This window comes from Enterobacter cloacae complex sp. 302F9, from assembly GCF_050030335.1.
GTDB lineage: Bacteria > Pseudomonadota > Gammaproteobacteria > Enterobacterales > Enterobacteriaceae > Enterobacter > Enterobacter hormaechei_C.
Map to the genome: position 1 here is coordinate 1,714,685 of NZ_JBLGUC010000001.1, position 21,686 is coordinate 1,736,370.

Below are 21,686 nucleotides of genomic sequence, written 5' to 3' on the forward strand. Positions count from 1 at the left end.
ATCGTTTGTCAGTGGGATGCGTATACGGCAGGATAGCGCGCCCAACGGAAACACATACACACATCACTACGTTCCGGTGATGACATAACAAGGCAACCCGGACGGTTGTCGCTCGACATTTTGGAGAATTTGAATGGCTATTAGCACACCGATGCTGGTGACATTTCTCGTTTATATTTTTGGCATGATCCTGATAGGGTTTTTGGCATGGCGTTCAACGAAAAACTTTGACGACTACATCCTCGGCGGGCGCAGCTTAGGCCCGATGGTCACCGCACTCTCTGCGGGCGCTTCCGACATGAGCGGCTGGCTGCTGATGGGGCTGCCGGGCGCGATTTTCATCTCCGGTATCTCCGAAAGCTGGATCGCCATCGGCCTGACCGTTGGCGCGTGGATCAACTGGAAGCTGGTGGCAGGCCGTCTGCGCGTGCACACCGAAGCCAACAACAACGCCCTGACGCTGCCGGACTACTTCACCGGACGCTTTGAAGATAACAGCCGTATCCTGCGCATTATCTCCGCGGTGGTGATCCTGCTGTTCTTCACCATCTACTGTGCCTCCGGCATCGTGGCGGGCGCGCGCCTGTTCGAAAGCACCTTCGGCATGAGCTATGAAACCGCCCTGTGGGCCGGCGCCGCAGCAACCATCCTCTATACCTTCGTGGGCGGATTCCTGGCGGTAAGCTGGACCGATACCGTGCAGGCGAGCCTGATGATCTTCGCCCTGATCCTGACTCCGGTGATTGTCATTTTCACCGTCGGCGGCTTTGGCGAATCGCTGGAAGTGATCAAGCAGAAGAGCATCGAAAACGTCGATATGCTGAAAGGGCTGAACTTCGTCGCCATTGTCTCTCTGATGGGCTGGGGCCTGGGCTACTTCGGCCAGCCGCACATTCTGGCGCGCTTCATGGCGGCGGATTCTCACCACACCATCGTTCACGCGCGTCGCATCAGCATGACGTGGATGATCCTGTGTCTGGCGGGGGCGTGTGCGGTCGGCTTCTTCGGTATCGCGTACTTCAACAACAACCCGGCGCAGGCGGGCGCGGTGAACCAGAACGCCGAGCGCGTGTTCATCGAGCTGGCGCAGATCCTGTTCAACCCGTGGATTGCCGGTATTCTGCTCTCCGCGATCCTCGCGGCGGTGATGTCCACCCTGAGCTGTCAGCTGCTGGTGTGCTCCAGCGCCATCACCGAAGACCTCTACAAAGCGTTCCTGCGTAAGGGCGCGAGCCAGAAAGAGCTGGTGTGGGTAGGGCGCTTTATGGTGCTGGTGGTTGCGCTGGTGGCGATTGCGCTGGCGGCAAACCCGGAAAACCGCGTCCTGGGGCTGGTGAGCTACGCCTGGGCGGGCTTCGGTGCGGCATTTGGTCCGGTGGTGCTGTTCTCTGTACTGTGGTCACGCATGACCCGCAACGGCGCGCTGGCGGGGATGATTATCGGTGCGGTAACCGTTATCGTCTGGAAACAGTTCGCGTGGCTGGGCCTGTACGAAATCATTCCGGGCTTCATCTTCGGCAGCCTCGGTATCGTGGTGTTTAGCCTGCTGGGTAAAGCGCCGTCTGCGTCTATGCAGAAACGCTTTGCGGAGGCGGACGCGCACTATCACTCAGCGCCGCCGTCTAAGCTCCAGGCTGAGTAATTTACCCCCCACCCTAACCCTCTCCCCGGTGGGGAGAGGGGATAGTCCTTTCACCTATGTGAGTCTTCATCAATGAGAATTAAAACAGGGTTAATGGTGGCAGCATTCGTGATGCTGGCGGGCTGTAGCGCACCCGCACAGCACGCGGCGGTGGAAACCTGCAAAGCAGAAAATCAGATGCAGCAGACCACGCTTTATTTCGGCTTAAACCGTCCTGCCGGGGCGCAAATCACAGGCAACGAATGGCAGCAGTTTGTCGACCAGGACGTGACGCCACGCTTTCGCGATGGTTTAACGGTATTTGATGCGCGCGGTCAGTGGCTGGGGAATGATGGAAAAGTGGCGCGCGAGCCGAGCAAGGCATTGATGCTGATCCACGGTAAAGATGCGCAGAGCGAGAAGAACATCGAAGCGTTGCGCGAAATTTATAAATCACGCTTCGCGCAGGAGTCGGTGATGCGGGTCGACCAGCCGGTGTGCGTGCAGTTTTAATGAAAACGGCGGGATAACCCGCCGTTGTTGTATCGTAGGCCCGTGCAAGCGAAGCGCCGCCGGGCACAAAACTTACAGCACCAACCCCGCAAAGCTCGCCGACAGCAGGCTTACCAGCGTTGCCCCGTATACAAGGCGTAAACCAAACCGCGACACCACGTTACCCTGTTGCTCATTCAGACCTTTTATTGCTCCCGCCACAATGCCAATGGAAGCGAAGTTAGCGAACGATACCAGGAACACGGACAAAATCCCCAGCCCGCGCGGTGACATTTGATGGGCTATTTTTTGCAGCTCGATCATCGCCACAAATTCATTCGCCACCAGTTTAGTTGCCATAATGCTCCCCGCGCTTAAGGCATCGCTCAGCGGAATACCAATAAGCCACGCCAGCGGATAAAACACATAACCCAGAATCTGCTGGAAGCTCATGCCAAATATGCCGGAGAAGAGGGCGTTAATGGCGCTAATAAGGGCGATAAAGCCAATCAGCATCGCCAGAATAATCATCGCCACCTTAAAACCGGCCAGAATATACTCGCCCAGCATTTCAAAGAAGCTCTGGGATTCGTGCAGTTTTTCCAGCCTGATATCCGGCTCCGCTTCCGGGCGGGCCGGGTTAATGACCGAAAGAATAATAAAGGTGCTGAACATGTTCAGGATCAGCGCCGCGACGACAAACCTGGCGTCGAGCATAGTCATATAGGCCCCGACAATCGACAGCGAAACCGTCGACATGGCCGTGGCAGCCATCGTAAACAGACGACGCGAGGAGAGATCGCCCAGCACGCCTTTGTAGGCAATGAAGTTTTCCGACTGACCGAGGATCAGCGAACTCACCGCGTTAAAGGATTCCAGCTTGCCCATGCCGTTCAGTTTTGACAGCAGCGTCCCGATCACCCGAATAAAGATCGGCAGAATACGCCAGTGCTGAAGAATACCAATCAGCGCCGAGATAAAAATAATGGGGCAGAGCACGCCAAGGAAAATGAACGCCAGCCCTTTTTCACCCATCCCGCCAAAGACAAAATTCGTCCCTTCGGCAGCGAATTTAAGCAGCGACTCAAAGAAACCGGAAACGTATTTAATAATAAACAGGCCGCTTTCTGCGTGGAGGAAAAAGAACGCCAGCGCGATTTCGATCACGATCAGCTGTAAAACGAAACGAATACGAATTTTTCGGCGGTCGAAACTCACCAGCCAGGCGAGCGCAAGAATAATCACCAGCGCCAGCAGGAAATGGACAATTTTAAACATGGCTTATTTTCAGTTGGTTTTCGAGGCGGACATTTAGCCACAGCCCCGGTTAACCGTAAATGGGCATTTTCGTTATACCTTATAAAGGTAACGGTTACTCAGGCAATTATTACTCCGCAATGCGTTTACATCTGGTCATCAAAACGCAACACATTTCGCTTGTTTTTCTTGTTGCCGTAATGATAATCACTATCACAAGAATTTACTTTTCTTTGCATCAGTTGACCGCGATAAACATTTAAGGTGTCGGCATGTTTGTTCCTTTTCTCATTATGTTACGTGAAGGCCTTGAAGCGGCCCTGATTGTTAGCCTTATCGCCAGTTATCTGAAGCGTACCCAGCGCGGACGCTGGATTGGCGTGATGTGGGTTGGGGTTTTCCTTGCTGCGGCGCTCTGCCTGGGCCTCGGTATCCTCATCAACGAAACCACCGGGGAGTTCCCGCAGAAAGAGCAGGAGCTGTTTGAAGGGATCGTCGCCGTGATTGCGGTGGTGATCCTCACCTGGATGGTGTTCTGGATGCGCAAGGTCTCCCGTAACGTGAAGGTACAGCTTGAGCAGGCGGTGGATAACGCCCTGCAAAAAGGCAACCACCACGGCTGGGCGCTGATCATGATGGTCTTTTTCGCCGTGGCGCGTGAAGGCCTGGAGTCTGTGTTCTTCCTGCTCGCGGCTTTTCAGCAGGACGTGGGCATCTGGCCGCCGCTGGGCGCGGTGCTCGGGCTGGCCACGGCGGTTGTGCTTGGCTTCCTGCTCTACTGGGGCGGCATTCGTCTTAACCTGGGCGCGTTCTTCAAGTGGACCAGCCTGTTTATTCTGCTGGTGGCCGCAGGGCTGGCGGCAGGGGCGATCCGCGCCTTCCACGAAGCGGGTCTGTGGAACCACTTCCAGGAGGTGGCGTTCGATCTCAGCAACGTCCTGTCGACCCATTCACTGACCGGTACCCTGCTCGAAGGGATCTTCGGCTACCAGGAAACGCCGAGCGTCAGCGAAGTGGCGATGTACTTTATCTATCTGGTTCCGGCGCTGATCCTGTTCGCTATGCCGCCGCGTACCGGCTCGCAGGCGTCGCGCGTAGCGCCGTAAGTGCTGTTTTAGTTACAACATACTTTTAAAGGGAAGAGTCATGGCCATTCAGTTCCGTCGTAGTGCGTTATGCGCAGGCATTGCCGCGCTGTTCGTGTCTGCCTTCACCGCTCAGGCGGCAGATATTCCGCAGGTAAAAGTCACCGTCAACGATAAACAGTGCGAGCCGATGACCATCACGGTTAACAGCGGTAAAACGCAGTTTATTATTCAGAACCACAGCCAGAAGGCGCTGGAGTGGGAAATTCTGAAAGGCGTGATGGTGGTGGAAGAGCGCGAGAATATCGCGCCGGGCTTCAGCCAGAAGATGACCGCAAATCTTCAGCCCGGGGAATATGACATGACCTGCGGCCTGCTGACTAACCCGAAAGGTAAGCTGATCGTCAAAGGCGCAGCGACGGCGGACGCGGCCAAAGGCACGGCGCTGCTGAGCCTCGGCGACGCCATTACCGCCTATAAAGCCTACGTCACCAAAGAGACAGCGGACCTGGTGGCAGGCACCAAAGCCTTTACCGACGCGGTGAAAGCGGGCGACATCGAAAAAGCGAAATCCCTGTATGCGCCTACCCGTCAGCACTACGAGCGCATTGAGCCGATTGCCGAACTGTTCTCTGACCTCGATGGCAGCATTGACGCCCGTGAAGACGACTACGAGCAGAAGGCCGCCGATCCGAAATTCACCGGCTTCCACCGTCTGGAAAAAGCCCTGTTTGGCGATAACTCCACCAGTGGGATGGAGAAATACGCCGAGCAGCTCAACAGCGACGTGCTGGAGCTGCAAAAACGCATCAGCGAGCTGGCATTCCCACCGTCGAAAGTGGTGGGTGGCGCAGCGGGCCTGATTGAAGAAGTGGCCGCCAGCAAAATCAGCGGTGAAGAAGATCGTTACAGCCACACCGACCTGTGGGACTTCCAGGCGAACGTCGACGGCGCACAGAAAATTGTCGAGCTGCTGCGGCCTCAGCTGCAAAAAGAGAACGGCGAGCTGCTGGCGAAAGTGGATGCCAACTTTAAGAAAGTTGACGCTATCCTGGCGAAATACCGCACCAAAGACGGGTTCGAAACCTACGACAAGCTGACCGATGCTGACCGTAACGCGCTGAAAGGCCCGATAACCACCCTGGCGGAAGATCTCTCCCTGCTGCGTGGCGTACTGGGTCTGGATTAAGCGATGAACAAGCATGACGAATACGACGTGGCGGAACCTTCCCGACGTCGGTTGTTAAAAGGGGTAGGGGCGCTGGGCGGCGCGTTTGCCCTGGCGGGAGGCTGTCCGGTGGCGCATGCGGCAAAACCGCAAAGCGCCCCTGGCACGCTCTCCCCGGATGCGCGTATGGAAACGCAGCCGTTTTATGGTGAGCACCAGGCGGGGATCCTGACGCCGCAGCAGGCCTCGATGATGCTGGTGGCTTTCGATTCGCTGGCGAGTGATAAAGCCGACCTTGAGCGTCTGTTCAGGCTGTTGACCACGCGTATTGCCTTCCTCACCGCCGGCGGTCCCGCACCGGAAACACCGAATCCGCGCCTGCCGCCGATGGATTCCGGCATCCTCGGCGCGTTTATCGCTCCCGATAATCTGACCATCACCGTGTCGGTGGGGGAATCGCTGTTTGATGATCGCTACGGACTGGCGAAGCAGAAGCCGAAAGCGCTGCAAAAAATGACGCGATTCCCGAATGATTCTCTCGACGCGGCGCTGTGCCACGGCGATCTGCTGTTGCAGATCTGCGCTAATACCCAGGATACGGTGATCCATGCCCTGCGCGATATTATCAAGCACACCCCGGATCTGCTGAGCGTGCGCTGGAAGCGGGAAGGTTTTATCTCTGACCACGCCGCGCGCAGTAAAGGGAAAGAGACGCCGGTCAACCTGCTGGGCTTCAAAGACGGCACCGCCAACCCGGACAGCAGCAATACCGCGTTGATGAAGAACGTGGTATGGGTGACGGCGGATCAGGGCGAACCGGCCTGGGCGGTCGGAGGCACCTATCAGGCGGTGCGTATCATTCAGTTCCACGTGGAGTTCTGGGACCGCACGCCGCTGAAAGAGCAGCAAACTATCTTCGGTCGCGATAAGCAAACCGGCGCACCGCTCGGCATGAAGCACGAGCACGATGAACCCGACTACGCCCGCGATCCGAACGGGGATGTCATCGCGCTGGACAGCCATATTCGCCTCGCCAATCCTCGCACCAAAGAGACGCAATCCAGCCTGATGATGCGCAGGGGCTACAGCTACTCGCTGGGGGTGACCAACTCCGGTCAGCTTGATATGGGACTGCTGTTTGTCTGCTATCAGCACGATCTGGAGAAGGGATTCCTCACCGTGCAGAAGCGGCTTAACGGCGAAGCGCTGGAGGAATATATTAAGCCCATCGGCGGCGGCTATTTCTTTGCCCTGCCCGGCGCGCGTGACGCGAACGCCTGGCTCGCTCAGGGTCTGATAGAAGCCTGATAATCGTCCCTGCGACAGTTCGCGGGGACATTATTTTTTCGAAGGACTATCTTATTGTTATATTTCTGTAATATTTCTATATAAGACTGATTTTCCATGTAGGGGCAGTCCTAAAAGTTGCATTCAGGTAAAATAAATGTTGCATTTATGATAATTCCTGATGTACTTAAGAGAAGACAGCGGTAGTTCCCGGCAGTGATGCTAACTCACTATGGAGATCGCGAATGGTTGCGTCCTGTACTGGACAAGGTAAACACATCAACCGCAGTACCCGGCGCGGAGGCTCAGACTCCGGCAGCGATTTCTTCACCACCAAATTCTCTCCTTCACCTCAAGAACCTTTTTCTACCGACGTGCATAACGGTGCGCGTAGCCGTTGTATATCGTCATCCGGTAATGCAAGCAATGGCTTACAAGGAAGCCAACCCTCTGATGTTCGTGCGCATAATCGTGCCGATGCTGGCGCGTGTGATGAATACCAACAACTCAAGGTGCTATCCATGGGAAGACAGAAAGCAGTGATCAAAGCTCGTCGTGAAGCAAAACGTGTGCTGAGACGGGATTCACGTAGCCATAAGCAGCGTGAAGAAGAATCGGTCACCTCGCTTGTGCAGATGAGCGGCGTAGAATCCATTGGCATGGCGCGGGACAGCCGCGATGCATCGCCAATTGTGGCGCGGAATGAAGCTCAGGCGCACTACCTGAATGCTATCGAGAGTAAACAGCTCATCTTTGCAACCGGGGAAGCCGGATGCGGGAAAACCTGGATCAGCGCCGCCAAAGCGGCGGAGGCGCTGATTCATAAGGACGTGGAAAGGATCATCGTTACCCGTCCGGTACTGCAAGCGGATGAAGATCTGGGCTTCCTGCCCGGCGATATTTCCGAGAAGTTTGCCCCGTACTTCAGGCCCGTCTATGACGTGCTGGTGAAGCGGTTGGGCGCTTCCTTTATGCAGTACTGCCTGCGACCAGAGATTGGCAAGGTGGAAATCGCGCCGTTCGCCTATATGCGCGGACGTACATTTGAAAATGCGGTCGTTATTCTTGACGAGGCTCAGAACGTGACCGCTGCGCAAATGAAGATGTTTTTAACGCGCCTCGGGGAGAACGTGACGGTTATCGTCAACGGCGATATTACCCAGTGTGACCTGCCGTCGGGCGTGAAGTCCGGCCTGAGCGATGCCATGTCACGTTTTGAGGAAGATGAAATGATAGGGGTGGTCCGCTTCACAAAAGAGGACTGCGTCCGCTCAGCGCTGTGCCAACGAACGCTGGAAGTGTACTCCGACTAAGATCATTTCACATTTTAAGTCATTTCTTCCCGGCGTTATGCCGGGAAGCTTCCTTTATTCCCTCTGCACGCGTGGCTTTTTTAAATCATATTTATTTCCTATAGCATTCAACAGGATTTACGCCCCGTTTTGCGGTAATAATAATATTACTGTTAATTTGCTGCGAACGCTTTTTATACAGGTCACGGAAATGTGATATGTATTTATAATACCCACAAAATATCTATGAATATAATGATCATGCTAATTATTGGTTTAAAATTAAACGTGAATGTTGTCACAGAACATGACTAAGCAGTAAAAATTAAGTTGGTGTCTTTTGGGTAATTATCTATGTTTCGTACTTGTTCAGACAAAATTCTAAAAAGAAACTCGCCAGGGGATCGTTTCCTCTGGAACATCACGCTAAGGGTCATACATGAACGAACTGGTTAGTGCAATTAATGGTGTTATCTGGAGCCCGGCGTTAATATTTTTATGTCTGGGTGTCGGCCTCTATTTCTCGCTGCGTAGTCGCTTTCTGCAATTACGGCATATAAAACTTATGATTACCCTGATGTTTCAGGGGCGTCCTACCGAGGCAGGCGTGTCGTCGTTTCAGGCGCTGACGATGACGCTGGCGGGCCGCGTGGGGACAGGGAATATTGCCGGTGTAGCGACCGCCATTACCTTTGGTGGACCCGGTGCGCTTTTCTGGATGTGGATCGTGGCATTTTTGGGGGCAAGCTCTGCTTTTGTCGAATCCACGTTAGGTCAGGTTTATAAAGAGAAAATTAACGGCGAATATCGTGGTGGTCCTGCCTTTTATATTGAGAAAGGGTTAGGCGTGAAGTGGTACGCATGGTTATTTGCCATCGTAACGATTTTCTCCTGCGGATTATTACTGCCAGGTGTGCAGGCAAACTCTATTGGTGCGAGCCTGGATATTGCCTTTGGTCTGAGCCCAAATGTCACGGCGGCGTTACTTGCTGTGCTGTTGAGTTTTATTATTTTTGGTGGCGTAAAAAGGATTGCCAGCTTTAGCAGTATGGTGGTTCCGTTTATGGCGCTCGGCTATATTATTGTGGCGTGCGTGATTATCGCTATCAATATTGATCAGCTTCCTTCAGTTATATTGCTGATCTGGAAAAGTGCTTTTGGCCTTGAAGCTGGGTTTGGCGCTATTCTGGGCCAGGCCATCATGTGGGGCGTGAAGCGTGGCGTCTATTCCAACGAGGCGGCGCAGGGTACCGGGCCACATGCCTCCTCGGCGGCGGCCGTAAGCCATCCGGTGAAACAGGGGCTGGTTCAGGCGTTCTCCGTGTACATCGACACGCTGTTTGTCTGCTCCGCGACCGGGTTTATGCTGTTGATCACCGGGCTGTATAACGTGCAGGGCGTCGACGGCGCAGCGCTCTATACCGGAATAGCGGGCGTGGCCGCAGGACCGGGATATGTCCAGACGGCAATGGAAAGTATGATGCCGGGCTTCGGTAATTATTTTGTTGCCATCGCGCTGTTCTTCTTTGCCTTCACCACGATCATTGCTTACTACTACATCGCTGAAACGAATATCGCCTACATCAACCGTAAGATTCACCGCCCGTGGCTGACGTTCCTGCTCAAGCTGTGTCTGATGGCTTCGACGGTATATGGCACGGTACGCACCGCGGATCTGGCCTGGGGATTAGGGGATATCGGCGTAGGGCTGATGGCATGGCTCAACATTATTGCCATCGTTCTGTTGCATAAAAAAGCGTTTGCCAGCCTGAAGGATTATGAAATCCAGAATGCACAGGGGTTGGATCCACACTTTGACCCGGTTCGGCTGGGGATTAAAAATGCGGATTACTGGCTGGAGGAGCGTAAGGATGAAGCGGGTGCTCAGCCTGAGCAGGTTTCATCTCCTGAAGGAAAGGAGTCGGTAGGGAAGTTGAATAGCTGAGGAATGGTTGAGACAGGCCCGTGCTTTTGTACGGGCTTTCTTTTTTTGTAGGTGAGGCAGCTCCTGTCGCACCGGGGGGATTGACTCGCTTCGCTCTCAGTCTGTCCAACTGGCTGCGCCAGTTGTCGAACCCCGGTCGGGGGTTCTCATCCCCCCCAAAGGCGTGCGACATGCGAAAAAAAAGCCCGCATTTTCATGCGAGCTCTTCTTCAAATATGGCGGTGAGGGGGGGATTCGAACCCCCGATACGTTGCCGTATACACACTTTCCAGGCGTGCTCCTTCAGCCACTCGGACACCTCACCATATTGTTTTGCTGCCTGACCGCTTGGGGGGCAACGGGGCGCTACTATAGGGAGTTGCGCTAAAACGGTCAAGCAGATTTTCAGCATTCGTGCTTGTTCGGTTAAGCCTTAATCAGCTTATGTCGCAGCGCGCAGGATTAACGCTGCGAATCGAGCACTTCGCTATTTTTCACCACGTCCTGCGCTTTGCTGTAGCTTTCGATCAGCAGCTGGTAGGCCGGGAAGATGTGTGTGTACACCTCAGCCCATTCACCCGCATCTTCACGGTTCCACGTGCGCTGAATTTCGGAAGCAACAGCAGCCGTGTCCATCGGCACCACGCCTGCCTGCACTACGCGCGCCAGGGTGATCTCCTGCGCCATTTTGCTGTAGGTGCCGGAGGCATCAATCACCGCAAACACTTTATATCCGTCCGCCACCGCGCTGATGGACGGGAAGGCCATGCAGACGCTGGTGATCGTCCCCGCGATAATCAGCGTTTTGCGCCCGGTGGCTTTCACCGCCGCCACGAACTCCGGGTTATCCCAGGCGTTGATCTCACCCTTGCGTGCCACATACTGTGCGTGCGGCGCGTTGGCGTGGATCTCCGGGATAAGCGGGCCGTTCGGTCCCTGTGGAACCGACGCCGTGGTGATCACCGGGATCTTCGCCAGCGAGGCGATTTTTGCCAGCGCTGCTGCACGGGCGCGCAGCTCAGGCATTGGCATGTCTCCTACGGTCTGGAACAGCCCGCTCTGGTGATCGATAAGCAGCATAACGGCATCGTTTACGTCAATAACGGGACGTGCACCGTTGAAGTTTGCAGGGGTAGACATAATGCGCTCCTTATTACGTTTAGATTTGGCCAAAGCGGCCGGAGTTGAAATCGCGAATAGCCTCGGCAATTTCGGTTTTACTGTTCATCACAAACGGGCCATAGCCCACGATGGGTTCATTCAGCGGCTCCCCGGCCATCAGCAGCACTTTGGAATCGCTGCTGGCTTCGAGATGCAGTTTGTCACCGCTCTGACTCAGCACGACCAGTTGCGCCTCACCGGCAGGCGTGGTGCCGTTCACCGTCACGCTGCCTTCAACGACAACCAGCGCCGTGCTCCAGCCTTCGGGCTGATTGAACGTCAGATGGCTACCCTGGCGCAGCGCGAGATCCCACACGTTCAGCGGTGAGAAGGTATGCGCCGGGCCGGTTACCTCTCCAAAACGGCCAGCAATCACGCGCAATGTTCCGCTGTTATCCGGCAGGGTGACCACCGGGATATCCGACTGAGTGATGCTCTGGTAGCCAGGCGTCGCCATTTTGTCTTTGGCGGGCAGGTTGACCCACAGCTGCATCATTTTCAGTTCACCGCCTTTCTGCGAAAACGCGCTGGAGTGGAACTCCTCGTGCAAAATGCCTGCGCCTGCCGTCATCCACTGCACGTCGCCTGGGCCAATAACGCCGCCTCTGCCGGTGGAATCACGGTGCTCCACTTCGCCTGAGTAGACGATGGTCACCGTTTCAAAACCGCGATGAGGGTGCTCGCCCACGCCGCGTTTCGCGCCGTCCCCCGGGAAGGTATGCGGTCCGGCGTAGTCCAGCAGCAGGAACGGGCTCAAGGGCTCTCCGTGCGTCTGGTAAGAAAACATCGAACGAACCGGAAAACCGTCACCGACCCAGTGCGGACGAGGTGCGGTATACACGCCTGTTACGTTTTTCATGATTAACTCCTGATGTCCTGTTGATGGAATTAGCTTATATTCAGGGTTAATATCCCGGTAGATAGCAAAAATGACATTCACTGTTCCTTAAATGGAACAATAGAGGCGTATGCAGGATCTCAATGATTTCGTATGGTTTGTGAAGGTGGTGGAGCATGGTGGCTTTGCGGCGGTGGGTCGGGCGCTCGATCAGCCTAAGTCGAAACTGAGCCGTCGGATTGCGCAGCTGGAAGAACGCCTGGGCGTTCGGTTGATCCAACGTACCACGCGGCAGTTTGCGGTGACGGAGGTGGGGCAGACGTTCTATCAGCACTGTAAAGCCATGCTGGTGGAAGCTGAAGCTGCGGAGGAGGCGGTGGCTGCTTTACAGGCTGAGCCGCGCGGTATGGTCAGGCTCACCTGTCCTGTCACCTTGCTGCACGTTCACGTGGGGCCCATGCTGGCGCGGTTTATGGCGCGCTATCCAGGGATCAACCTCCAGCTCGAAGCCACCAACCGCCGGGTCGATCTGGTGGCGGAGGGGGTGGATGTGGCGATCCGCGTTCGTCCGCGCCCGTTTGATGACAGCGATCTGGTATTAAGGGTGCTGGCGGACAGGGGGCACTGTCTGGTTGCCGGGCCGGCACTGATTGAACGGATGGGCAACCCGGCGATGCCCTCTGAACTCAGCGAGTGGCCGGGGTTAAGTATGGGGGCGGGCAAGCACCTGCATAAGTGGGAATTGAGCGGGCCGGAGGGCGCAAAGGCAGAAATTCACTTCACGCCGCGCCTGGTGACTACCGACATGCTGGCGCTGCGGGAGGCGGCGATGGCGGGCGTGGGCGTGGTACAGCTGCCCATTTTGATGGTGAAGGATCAGCTGGCTTCAGGTGAACTTGTTCGGGTGCTGAATGCCTGGGAACCCAGACGGGAAGTGATCCACGCGGTGTATCCATCCCGGCGCGGCCTGCTGCCATCGGTCAGGACGCTGGTGGATTTTCTCACCGAAGAGTATGCAAAGATGGTTGAAGACTAGCTTTTTGTAGGTCGGGTAAGCGTAGCGCCACCCGACATAAAGAACGCAGGGAGCGAATCTCCTTACGGAGAATATAAAAGAAAAAAGCCCGTACTTTCGTACGAGCTCTTGTCTTGAATATGGCGGTGAGGGGGGGATTGACTCGCTTCGCTCGCCCTTCGGGCAGCCTGTTCGCTACGCTCTCAGTCTGTCCAACTGGCTGCGCCAGTTGTCGAACCCCGGTCGGGGGTTCTCATCCCCCCAAAGGCGTGCAACATGCGAAAAAAAAGCCCGCATTTTCATGCGAGCTCTTCTTCAAATATGGCGGTGAGGGGGGGATTCGAACCCCCGATACGTTGCCGTATACACACTTTCCAGGCGTGCTCCTTCAGCCACTCGGACACCTCACCATATTGTCATCCCGTTGATGTCGGGACGGGCGCTAATGTAAGGAAAAGCCGTACTGCCGTCAACCCACTTTTTCAGTAATTTAGCGTGTTTAGACAAACTTCAGGCAACCTGATTCCGAAATGTGCGAAATGCGCCTCTTTTATCAGCAACGCGGTTTAGCGATAAATTTGTTATGCTGGCAAGCCAGTTGAAAATGAAAATAAAACAGCGCAATAAAAGGCAATGACTATGGATATTATCTTCTATCACCCCACTTTTGATACGGCTTACTGGATTAACGCGCTCACGGCGGCACTGCCTAGCGCACGCGTTCGCGAATGGAAACAGGGCGATAATGAACATGCCGACTACGCGCTGGTCTGGCATCCCCCGGTCGAAATGCTTCAGGGACGCCGTTTGAAGGCGGTGTTTGCTCTTGGTGCGGGTGTGGATTCCATTCTCAGTAAGCTGAAGGCACACCCTGAAATGCTGCCGGAGGATATTCCCCTGTTTCGTCTGGAAGATACCGGTATGGGGCAGCAGATGCAGGAATATGCCGTGAGCCAGGTGCTGCACTGGTTCCGCCGCTTCGACGATTATCAGGCGTTTAAACAGCAATCCCACTGGGAACCGCTTCCGGATTATCAGCATGAAGATTTCACCATCGGCATCCTCGGCGCGGGTGTACTGGGTTCGAAAGTCGCCGAAGCGCTCGCGCCGTGGGGCTTCCCACTGCGCTGCTGGAGCCGGAGCCGTAAGGATTATCCAGGCGTCGAGAGCTTTGCCGGAACGGACGAACTCCCGGCGTTCCTGAAAGGGACTCGCGTCCTCATTAACCTGCTGCCGAATACGGCGGAAACGGTCGGCATTATCAATGGCACGCTCCTCAACCAGTTGGCAGAAGACAGCTACTTAATGAACCTGGCGCGCGGGGTACACGTTGTGGAAGACGATCTGCTGAAAGCGCTGGATAGCGGTAAACTGAAAGGCGCAATGCTGGATGTCTATAGCCGCGAACCGCTGCCGACAGACAGCCCGCTCTGGGCACATCCGCGCGTGGCGATGACGCCCCATATTGCGGCCGTGACGCGACCGGCGGAGGCCGTGGCGTACATCTCGCATACCATCAGCGAAATAGAGAAGGGCAACGCGGTGACCGGACAGGTCGACAGACAGCGAGGCTACTGAGAGAAACCCGGCGTTCGCCGGGTTTTTGCTAATATTCGCCGCTGATAACTGCTATCCTTTGGAAAAACCGCAGAGGAGAGAAAGATGTATCCCGTTGACCTGCATATGCACACCGTCGCCAGTACCCACGCTTACAGTAACCTCCATGATTATATCGCTCAGGCGAAGCTGAAGGGCATTAAACTGTTTGCGATAACCGATCACGGTCCGGATATGGCGGATGCGCCGCACTACTGGCATTTTGTGAATATGCGTATCTGGCCACGCCTGGTGGACGGTATCGGGATACTGCGCGGCATCGAAGCGAACATCAAAAATACTGACGGTGAGATTGACTGCACCGGCCCGATGCTGACCTCGTTAGATCTGATCCTCGCCGGCTTCCACGAGCCGGTCTTTGCGCCCCAGGATAAAGAGACCAACACCGCAGCGATGATTGCCACTATTGCCAGCGGCAACGTGCACATTATCAGCCACCCGGGAAATCCGAAATACCCGATTGATATTCAGGCCGTGGCGCAGGCGGCAGCGAAGCACCGCGTGGCGCTGGAGATTAACAACTCCTCCTTTGTTCACTCGCGTAAGGGCAGTGAAGCCAACTGCCGCGAAGTGGCGGCGGCCGTGCGTGACGCGGGCGGCATGGTGGCGCTGGGCTCTGATTCACACACGGCCTTCACGCTGGGTGATTTCAGCGAGTGCCTGAAAATATTGCGGGACGTGAATTTCCCGGAAGAACAGATCCTGAACGTCACGCCGCGTCGTATGCTCGACTTCCTTGAGTCGCGCGGCATGGCACCGATTGATGAATTTGCCGATCTTTAATTAATAACGGAATAAAACATGAATGAGTTTTCCATCCTTTGCCGCGTGCTGGGCACCTTATATTACCGCCAGCCGCAGGATCCGCTGCTGGTTCCGCTGTTTACCCTGATTCGTGAAGGTAAACTGGCGCAGAGCTGGCCGCTGGAACAGGATGAGTTGCTGGAACGCTTGCAAAAAAGCTGCGATATGCAGCAGATTTCAACGGATTACAACGCGCTGTTTGTGGGGGAAGAGTGTCGCGTGTCGCCGTATCGTTCTGCCTGGCAGGAAGGTGCGACCGAAGCGGAAGTTCGGGCGTTTCTTTCAGAACGCGGCATGCCGCTGACGGATATGCCTGCCGATCATATCGGTACCCTGCTGCTGGCGGCCTCCTGGATTGAAGATAATGCAGGTGATGATGAGAACGAGGCGATTGAAACCCTGTTCGAAACGTATTTGCTTCCGTGGGTTGGCACCTTCCTGGGTAAAGTTGAAGCCCATGCCACCTCGCCGTTCTGGAGAGCGCTGGCTCCGCTGACGCGTGACGCCATCGCTGCCATGTGGGACGAGCTGGAAGAAGAGAACGAAGAGTGATTTGAATCACAAAAATCCTGCAACGATACATTTCAACTTGCACGTAATGTGCTTCTGATCTCATTTCTATGGTGCGCATCTGCTAAGATGCGCACCATGAACATACTACTTTGTATTGCAATCACGACTGGCATCCTCTCCGGCCTCTGGGGTTGGGTGGCCGTCTCTCTCGGCTTGTTGAGCTGGGCTGGTTTTCTTGGCTGCACGGCCTATTTCGCCTGCCCGCAGGGTGGTCTCAAAGGGCTCTTCATCTCCGGCTGTACTCTGATGAGCGGTGTGATTTGGGCGCTGGTCATTATGAAAGGCAGCGCGCTGGCGCCGCATGTGGAAATCCTGGGGTACGCCATCACCGGCATTGTGGCCTTCCTGATGTGCGTTCAGGCAAAACATCTGCTGTTGTCCTTTGTGCCCGGCACGTTCATGGGTGCCTGCGCGACCTTTGCGGGGCAGGGGGACTGGAAGCTGGTGGTCCCTTCGCTCATGCTGGGGTTACTGTTTGGCTACGCCATGAAGAACAGCGGCCTCTGGCTTGCGGCCCGACGCGAGAAGAGCCAGAGCGTTCCTGCGGTAAGTAAATAAAAAAAGGCGAGACGGAAATCTCGCCTTTTTTATGCGCCGCCGATTATGACTCCGGCGGCACCGACATCTCACGGTATTTCACCAGCACCGCATTACTCACGTCACTTTTATTCTGAAGATCCCACAAGCCGCGATCGATACCGTCATTAATCAGGAAAATCACGCCGGTTTCGATGGCCGACATTAGACACAGCATGACCGGCTCGTTAGAGGTATAGCCAATTTCACCCTCCAGCAGACGCTGGTAATCGATAAAGCGGAACACCCCGGCCTGCACTTCATAAGAGAGAATCGTTTTGCTGGTGGTCACGGAGGATAATATCTCACCCGTGCTGACGTTAACCACGCGCAGGTTGACGGCAATCTGATCCAGCTGATACTGCGTGTCGGCCCCGATGCCAAAGTAACGCGCACCCGCGCCGCCCGATTTCACGTTACTTTCGTAGCCGATAATCGAGCCTTCCACCATGATATTGGCTGCGGTGAGAGACTGTAGCGGCATGCGGTTATTGACGCCAACGGTACCATTCTCCTGCGCGGCACGAATGATTTTTCGTTCGTTAAGCAGGTTTTGCAGCCCCTGACGTTCCAGCGGGATAAACCAGCGAGAATCTTTCAGGGCGGTGACCAGCATCGCGGTGGCGCTCTGCGGTACGGCCGTCGAGAAGTTACTGGCCGGATACGGTTTGAACTGGCCCGTCTCATCCTGAATGTTATAGACCGAGACGAATATCTTCCCGGTAGGGACCGGCAGATGTGTCAGATCCCGGTAGCTCTGGGCACGAGGCATTAGGGTGGGTTTAGCGGCTTCTTTTGGCGGGGCAGTTAAACAACCGCTTAATAAGCACACTGCAACTAAAATAAAAAAGCGCTGCATAATAATTGTCCTTATTTTGGGGTTGTTTAGAAATCAGTTGAACTGGTCTGCAAACCGGAAACCTGGATTGTCGACGTTTTACCGGTTTTTCGGTCTGTCACATTTAACTGAAGCTGTCCGTCTTTATTGGCAATATCGACGATAAAGTCGTTAGTGACCATCCGTCCGGGTTTTCCGGTATTAATGTTGGTTAATAAGCCACCTAATATTTGCGACTGGATGGCCTGAGTGAAATTATCCAGGGCCGACGGGGTCTCGATACCGAAATCATCGTCATAGCTGGGGTCTTTATAGGAGTTTTGAGCCTGAGCCTGGTTAAGCATAAAGGCTCCGTTATTCGGGTTGCCGCCAAAATTAGGGTTGCGGAACTGGAATGTCATATTTCCGGCCCAGCTCAACGGCGCAATGAGCATTAACGAAATCACTGTGTGTGCGAGACGCATTACAGCCTCCGAAATAGGTGTCGTTGCTAGAACTCATCTTTTGCTAAATCGCCTGTGCTCAAAAGGGCTTTGTCTAACTGTAGGCGGTTAATAGCTTCTTCTGTTTGTGCCAGCGCGAAAGCGACGTTCTGATCGAAGTCTCTTTTCGTTGGGAATAAAAAAGTCTGGTAAATAACGTCCTGATTAGCGGTTATTGTGATCCAGCTTCCCCACCGCGCACTGGGCCGTTCGTTGATGGTTAAGTTACCCGGATAATCGCTTTCCCACTTATCGCTGAAGGCACGATAAAAATCGTGTCCGACAGAGGTGACGGTGTGATCGGTCAACAGTCCGGGAACTTCCACCTCAACAGCCTGAAGGTTTCCGGCAGCAAGCATAATGCCTGCGGCGGCAATCCAACTTAGGGTGCGTTTCATGCTATTAACGCCTGAGGTTATCGTTTGCCCACGACACCGCCTGCGTGCGATTTTTAACAGCTATCTTTTTGAAAAGATTATAAAGATGCGTCTTAACCGTATTTTCGCTGATAAATAACGAACGGGCGATTTCAATATTTGAAGCACCAATACGCAGTTTGTTCAGGATCTCTTTCTCACGGTGCGTCAGAAGTGCAGATTCTGAACTGTTATAGCGATAATTTCCGGAGTGGGTAATGAGGTAGCTGGCCAGTTTTTGCGAGAAATAACACTCCCCCCGCAATATGCCCTGCAAACCCTCCACGACACGGTTTTCTTCTTCAGTGACGTAAAACACGCCGTTAATATGCGGCCAGCTCTCAATATCGCGGAAAGGATACTCATCAGGCGTATTTAATAACAATACGCGGATATTATTGTTTTTCCTGCTTAAATTATCCTGCCAGTAATGGACCAGTTTTTTATCCGCTTCCATCATATCGAGAAGAATGATGCTGCCAGGAGCGATATCATCAAAAGAACGTTGAATATTATGCAGTTTCCCGTTAAGCGAGAGGCATTGTTTTAAATGCTGCAATAACGCTGTCGCTTGTAAGGAAGGTTTTGTGATCAACAATAATGTATGACCGGGTAAGCTATGGACTTCATTAAACATGATGAAACCCCACGTTATTTATGACACCCGGCAGCTGCCCTCGTATTATTGAAAAGGGCACCAGAAGTACTGACAGGTGTGGCACTGCTGTGTGTAGTTAAAAAACCTTCCTCCAAAGGAGGCGGTAAAATTAAAAACAAATAACGTACTGCTGTTTTCAATCTAGCTATTGCAAACTTTAAAGCAAGTGTTAATCATGTAACAGAATGTAAAATTCGATATTAAGTTGTGTATTTTGCAGGGTGAATAGATTTTAAGATAAGGGGGAAGTTGTACAGGTGTATAAACGTGCACAGATTTTGAAAGTCATACAATATATTATAACGAATTGAATTATTGGGCTTTTAATTATTGTAATCCAGCCGGTAAAAAGTATGAACTCAGCTAAAAAGTTAAGACTTCTCTAAGCTGGAAATTTTTCTTAAGAAAACTTGCTTCGTGTCACGCACTGGCAAAAGACATTGCCATGTTTGTCTGTAGAAGCCGGTACAGGTTGGACAGCCTGTCTCGCTGTTGTCCAGACGCTCAGACAAGAATTTATTTCTGCATTAGTGGTGTGTCGCGTCGTTTCAGGCGAGATTTACGACTTTGAAGTGAATGAGCATATAAAAATAAGGCACACGGGTGAGATATTAAATATGTTTCGGCAGACATACTCTTTTCCGTAACGCGGCGTTAACAAAACGAATCGCGTTAACGGGTAAAGACATACCTATTTTATAGCCAGGTCCAGGGTGACAGCATGAAAAACAAAATGTTGTTTATGATGTTTACATTACTGGGTGCGCCTGGGTTTGTAATCGCAGGTGATTCAGATTTAGCCAGTTCTGAATATAATTTTGCGATAAATGAATTAAGTAAAGCTTCATACAATCAGGCAGCCATTATTGGTCAACAGGGCTCAGGTAATAATGCTGATGTACGCCAGGGCGGTTCTAAATTGCTGTCCATTATTTCCCAGGTGGGCGGGAATAACCGCGCGCATGTTGATCAGTCAGGGACGTATAACCTTGCTTATATCGATCAGACCGGTAACGGCAACGATGCGAGTATTAAGCAGGGCGCTTTTGGCAACACCGCCATGATTATCCAGAAAGGCTCGGGTAACAGGGCGAATATAACGCAGTATGGTACGCAGAAAACAGCAGTTGTAGTACAGAGACAGTCGCAAATGGCTATTCGCGTTATTCAACGCTAGCGATGTGTGACGCCTTAATCAATCCGATGGGGGTTTACCATGAAACTTTTCAAAGTGGCAGTTATTGCAGCAATCGTAGTTTCTGGCAGTGCTTTCGCAGGTGCGGTACCACAATTTGGCGGCGGCCACGGTGGTGGCTGGGGTGGCGGCAATAACGGCCCTGACTCAACCCTGAGCATTTACCAGTACGGCGGCGGTAACTCCGCGCTTGCTTTGCAGACGGACGCCCGAGATTCTGAATTGACCATTACCCAGCACGGTGGCGGTAACGGCGCAGATGTTGGTCAGGGCTCTGATGACAGTTCTATCGATCTGCTGCAAAAAGGCTTTGGTAACAGCGCCACCATCGACCAGTGGAATAGCAAAGACTCTGTTATCAACGTGAAACAGTTCGGCGGCGGCAACGGCGCGGCGGTAGACCAGACAGCGTCCGGCTCAACGGTGACTGTGCACCAGGTTGGCTTTGGCAACAACGCGACCGCACATCAGTACTGATTCATTTCTGTACCAAAAAACAGGGCATGTGCCCTGTTTTTTTTCGGGAGGATCTCATGAGCACCTTCATTCTCCTTGCCGCGCTTGCCAGCCAGATAACGTTCAGCACCTCACAGCAGGCAAATATGACAACCATTATTCCTCAGGTCACGCTGGCAGACGCCTGCGAATGTCAGGTTGAGGTGTTATCTGTCCGACAGGGGCAAGCGGGACAAAGTACATCGCGGCAGAAAAATACTCTTTTTATACCCGCTAATCAGCCGATTGATTTAACGCGAATCAGTTTAAATATTCGTTCAGGGGATGCGGTAAAAATAATCGTCACCGTTTCCGATGGAAAATCGCTTCATTTATCACAGCAGTGGAACGCACCGGTAAGTACGCTTTAATAATTCATGAAATCAATGATTTAATAAAGTGGCGGCGCTGCACAGGTAAGCTATGCTGATATCAAGAACCCAGTCATCGGGTTGCTTAAATTGATACGTCATAACGGAGCGTTTTTACCCCTCAAGGACGAATTTCATTGAGGAGTACAAATAATGTTCAAATCCGCAGCGTGTATTATTTCTGGTCTGGGACTGATCCTGTCCTCTTTTTTATCTCCGGCTTATTCAGCAACTATAGAAAATGGTGGGGTGATTCATTTTCGTGGCGCGGTGGTCGCTGACCCGTGCGAAGTCACGCCCCGGCATCAGCAGTTTGCGATCTCCTGTCCGGAAAATAACCGTATGAAAACGCATACCATCAGTTATGACGAGGCGCTCCGGGGCCATCATCCTCATTCAGCTCTGGCCGCTGTCAGCATGAAATACCTGAATGAACAGAAAACGCTTGCGGTCGTTCAGGTCGATTACCGATAACCGACGTTTTTTTCACGGCAGTTTTTCTCCTTCTCCCTCTGCGATAC

Annotated in this window: 23 protein-coding genes, 2 tRNA genes and 1 other RNA gene; 16 read left to right on the forward strand and 10 right to left on the reverse strand. The window is 53.5% G+C overall.

From position 1 onward, the window contains the following. Nucleotides 1-133 precede the first annotated feature (133 nt). Both putP and ACQG0T_RS08035 read left to right on the forward strand, forming a co-directional pair. Nucleotides 134-1,642, forward strand: a complete 1,509-nt coding sequence (gene putP, locus ACQG0T_RS08030) for a sodium/proline symporter PutP (RefSeq protein WP_017384768.1) — start codon at nt 134-136, stop codon at nt 1,640-1,642. 72 nt (nt 1,643-1,714) lie between these two features. Beyond that, nucleotides 1,715-2,134, forward strand: coding sequence for a DUF3574 domain-containing protein (locus ACQG0T_RS08035; RefSeq protein ID WP_271040665.1), 420 nt, complete (start codon nt 1,715-1,717; stop codon nt 2,132-2,134). A gap of 72 nt (nt 2,135-2,206) precedes the next feature. Here ACQG0T_RS08035 and ACQG0T_RS08040 read toward each other — a convergent pair whose 3' ends face one another. After that, nucleotides 2,207-3,391, reverse strand: a complete 1,185-nt coding sequence (locus ACQG0T_RS08040) for a NupC/NupG family nucleoside CNT transporter (RefSeq protein ID WP_017384766.1) — start codon at nt 3,389-3,391, stop codon at nt 2,207-2,209. Nucleotides 3,392-3,642: 251 nt separating this feature from the next. Here ACQG0T_RS08040 and efeU point away from each other — a divergent pair, with 251 nt between their 5' ends. The 5 genes from efeU (at nt 3,643) to ACQG0T_RS08065 (ending at nt 10,147) form a co-directional block, all read left to right on the forward strand. After that, nucleotides 3,643-4,476 (forward strand): iron uptake transporter permease EfeU, encoded by an 834-nt coding sequence (efeU, locus tag ACQG0T_RS08045; RefSeq protein WP_252051413.1) that lies wholly within the window; start codon nt 3,643-3,645, stop codon nt 4,474-4,476. 40 nt (nt 4,477-4,516) lie between these two features. Then, nucleotides 4,517-5,644 carry an iron uptake system protein EfeO gene (efeO, locus tag ACQG0T_RS08050; RefSeq protein ID WP_039271135.1) on the forward strand — a complete coding sequence of 376 codons (1,128 nt, stop codon included), beginning with the start codon at nt 4,517-4,519 and terminating at the stop codon, nt 5,642-5,644. 3 nt (nt 5,645-5,647) lie between these two features. After that, nucleotides 5,648-6,931 carry an iron uptake transporter deferrochelatase/peroxidase subunit gene (efeB, locus tag ACQG0T_RS08055; protein ID WP_023296295.1) on the forward strand — a complete coding sequence of 428 codons (1,284 nt, stop codon included), beginning with the start codon at nt 5,648-5,650 and terminating at the stop codon, nt 6,929-6,931. A 500-nt stretch (nt 6,932-7,431) separates the two neighbouring features. Continuing rightward, complete coding sequence (phoH, locus tag ACQG0T_RS08060) at nt 7,432-8,223, forward strand: phosphate starvation-inducible protein PhoH (RefSeq protein ID WP_017384762.1); 792 nt, start codon at nt 7,432-7,434, stop codon at nt 8,221-8,223. Nucleotides 8,224-8,641: 418 nt separating this feature from the next. After that, on the forward strand, nt 8,642-10,147 hold the full coding sequence (locus ACQG0T_RS08065) for an alanine/glycine:cation symporter family protein (protein WP_045338039.1): 1,506 nt from the start codon (nt 8,642-8,644) through the stop codon (nt 10,145-10,147). 216 nt (nt 10,148-10,363) lie between these two features. Here ACQG0T_RS08065 and ACQG0T_RS08070 read toward each other — a convergent pair. From ACQG0T_RS08070 to ACQG0T_RS08080, 3 genes are all read right to left on the reverse strand, one after another. Beyond that, a tRNA-Ser gene (locus ACQG0T_RS08070) sits at nt 10,364-10,451 on the reverse strand. Between the two features lie 137 nt (nt 10,452-10,588). After that, complete coding sequence (locus ACQG0T_RS08075) at nt 10,589-11,266, reverse strand: isochorismatase family protein (RefSeq protein WP_003858068.1); 678 nt, start codon at nt 11,264-11,266, stop codon at nt 10,589-10,591. A gap of 19 nt (nt 11,267-11,285) precedes the next feature. Further along, nucleotides 11,286-12,146, reverse strand: a complete 861-nt coding sequence (locus tag ACQG0T_RS08080) for a pirin family protein (protein WP_271040666.1) — start codon at nt 12,144-12,146, stop codon at nt 11,286-11,288. Between the two features lie 109 nt (nt 12,147-12,255). On the opposite strand from ACQG0T_RS08080, the gene ACQG0T_RS08085 reads away from it, so the two are divergent. Then, the gene (locus ACQG0T_RS08085; protein ID WP_271040667.1) at nt 12,256-13,161 is read left to right on the forward strand and encodes a LysR family transcriptional regulator; all 906 of its coding nucleotides are present in this window, start codon (nt 12,256-12,258) and stop codon (nt 13,159-13,161) included. 120 nt (nt 13,162-13,281) lie between these two features. Here ACQG0T_RS08085 and ACQG0T_RS08090 read toward each other — a convergent pair. Continuing rightward, nucleotides 13,282-13,418: non-coding RNA, RtT sRNA (locus tag ACQG0T_RS08090), on the reverse strand. Between the two features lie 44 nt (nt 13,419-13,462). After that, nucleotides 13,463-13,550 (reverse strand) — tRNA-Ser (locus ACQG0T_RS08095). Between the two features lie 229 nt (nt 13,551-13,779). Between ACQG0T_RS08095 and ghrA the strand changes: the two genes are divergently transcribed. The 4 genes from ghrA to ACQG0T_RS08115 all read left to right on the forward strand — a co-directional run bounded on the left by ghrA (nt 13,780) and on the right by ACQG0T_RS08115 (nt 16,692). Then, complete coding sequence (gene ghrA / locus ACQG0T_RS08100; RefSeq protein WP_047729174.1) at nt 13,780-14,718, forward strand: glyoxylate/hydroxypyruvate reductase GhrA; 939 nt, start codon at nt 13,780-13,782, stop codon at nt 14,716-14,718. Nucleotides 14,719-14,802: 84 nt separating this feature from the next. Further along, nucleotides 14,803-15,540: a phosphatase gene (locus ACQG0T_RS08105; protein ID WP_003858061.1), complete on the forward strand. Its 738-nt coding sequence runs from the start codon at nt 14,803-14,805 to the stop codon at nt 15,538-15,540. Between the two features lie 18 nt (nt 15,541-15,558). After that, entirely contained in the window at nt 15,559-16,113 is a 555-nt protein-coding gene (locus ACQG0T_RS08110) for a TorD/DmsD family molecular chaperone (RefSeq protein WP_017693653.1), read from the forward strand. 96 nt (nt 16,114-16,209) lie between these two features. Beyond that, on the forward strand, nt 16,210-16,692 hold the full coding sequence (locus ACQG0T_RS08115; protein ID WP_072159654.1) for a DUF1097 domain-containing protein: 483 nt from the start codon (nt 16,210-16,212) through the stop codon (nt 16,690-16,692). 43 nt (nt 16,693-16,735) lie between these two features. Here ACQG0T_RS08115 and csgG read toward each other — a convergent pair whose 3' ends face one another. From csgG to csgD, 4 genes are read right to left on the reverse strand one after another with little or no spacing between them, the layout of a single operon-like run. Next, nucleotides 16,736-17,569: a curli production assembly/transport protein CsgG gene (gene csgG, locus ACQG0T_RS08120; protein WP_003858055.1), complete on the reverse strand. Its 834-nt coding sequence runs from the start codon at nt 17,567-17,569 to the stop codon at nt 16,736-16,738. 26 nt (nt 17,570-17,595) lie between these two features. Then, entirely contained in the window at nt 17,596-18,012 is a 417-nt protein-coding gene (csgF, locus tag ACQG0T_RS08125; RefSeq protein WP_003858054.1) for a curli production assembly/transport protein CsgF, read from the reverse strand. Nucleotides 18,013-18,038: 26 nt separating this feature from the next. Beyond that, nucleotides 18,039-18,428, reverse strand: coding sequence for a curli production assembly/transport protein CsgE (gene csgE, locus ACQG0T_RS08130; protein ID WP_003858052.1), 390 nt, complete (start codon nt 18,426-18,428; stop codon nt 18,039-18,041). A 4-nt stretch (nt 18,429-18,432) separates the two neighbouring features. After that, nucleotides 18,433-19,083: a biofilm master transcriptional regulator CsgD gene (gene csgD, locus ACQG0T_RS08135; protein WP_017384754.1), complete on the reverse strand. Its 651-nt coding sequence runs from the start codon at nt 19,081-19,083 to the stop codon at nt 18,433-18,435. 742 nt (nt 19,084-19,825) lie between these two features. On the opposite strand from csgD, the gene csgB reads away from it, so the two are divergent. From csgB to ACQG0T_RS08155, 4 genes are all read left to right on the forward strand, one after another. Continuing rightward, nucleotides 19,826-20,281 carry a curli minor subunit CsgB gene (gene csgB, locus ACQG0T_RS08140; RefSeq protein ID WP_271040668.1) on the forward strand — a complete coding sequence of 152 codons (456 nt, stop codon included), beginning with the start codon at nt 19,826-19,828 and terminating at the stop codon, nt 20,279-20,281. Between the two features lie 39 nt (nt 20,282-20,320). Beyond that, a complete protein-coding gene (csgA, locus tag ACQG0T_RS08145; protein ID WP_003858043.1) occupies nt 20,321-20,776 on the forward strand; it encodes a curli major subunit CsgA in 456 nt (151 codons plus the stop codon). 56 nt (nt 20,777-20,832) lie between these two features. After that, entirely contained in the window at nt 20,833-21,165 is a 333-nt protein-coding gene (csgC, locus tag ACQG0T_RS08150) for a curli assembly chaperone CsgC (protein ID WP_017384752.1), read from the forward strand. Between the two features lie 153 nt (nt 21,166-21,318). After that, nucleotides 21,319-21,639 carry a type 1 fimbrial protein gene (locus ACQG0T_RS08155; RefSeq protein ID WP_017384751.1) on the forward strand — a complete coding sequence of 107 codons (321 nt, stop codon included), beginning with the start codon at nt 21,319-21,321 and terminating at the stop codon, nt 21,637-21,639. The last annotated feature ends 47 nt before the right edge of the window (nt 21,640-21,686 follow it).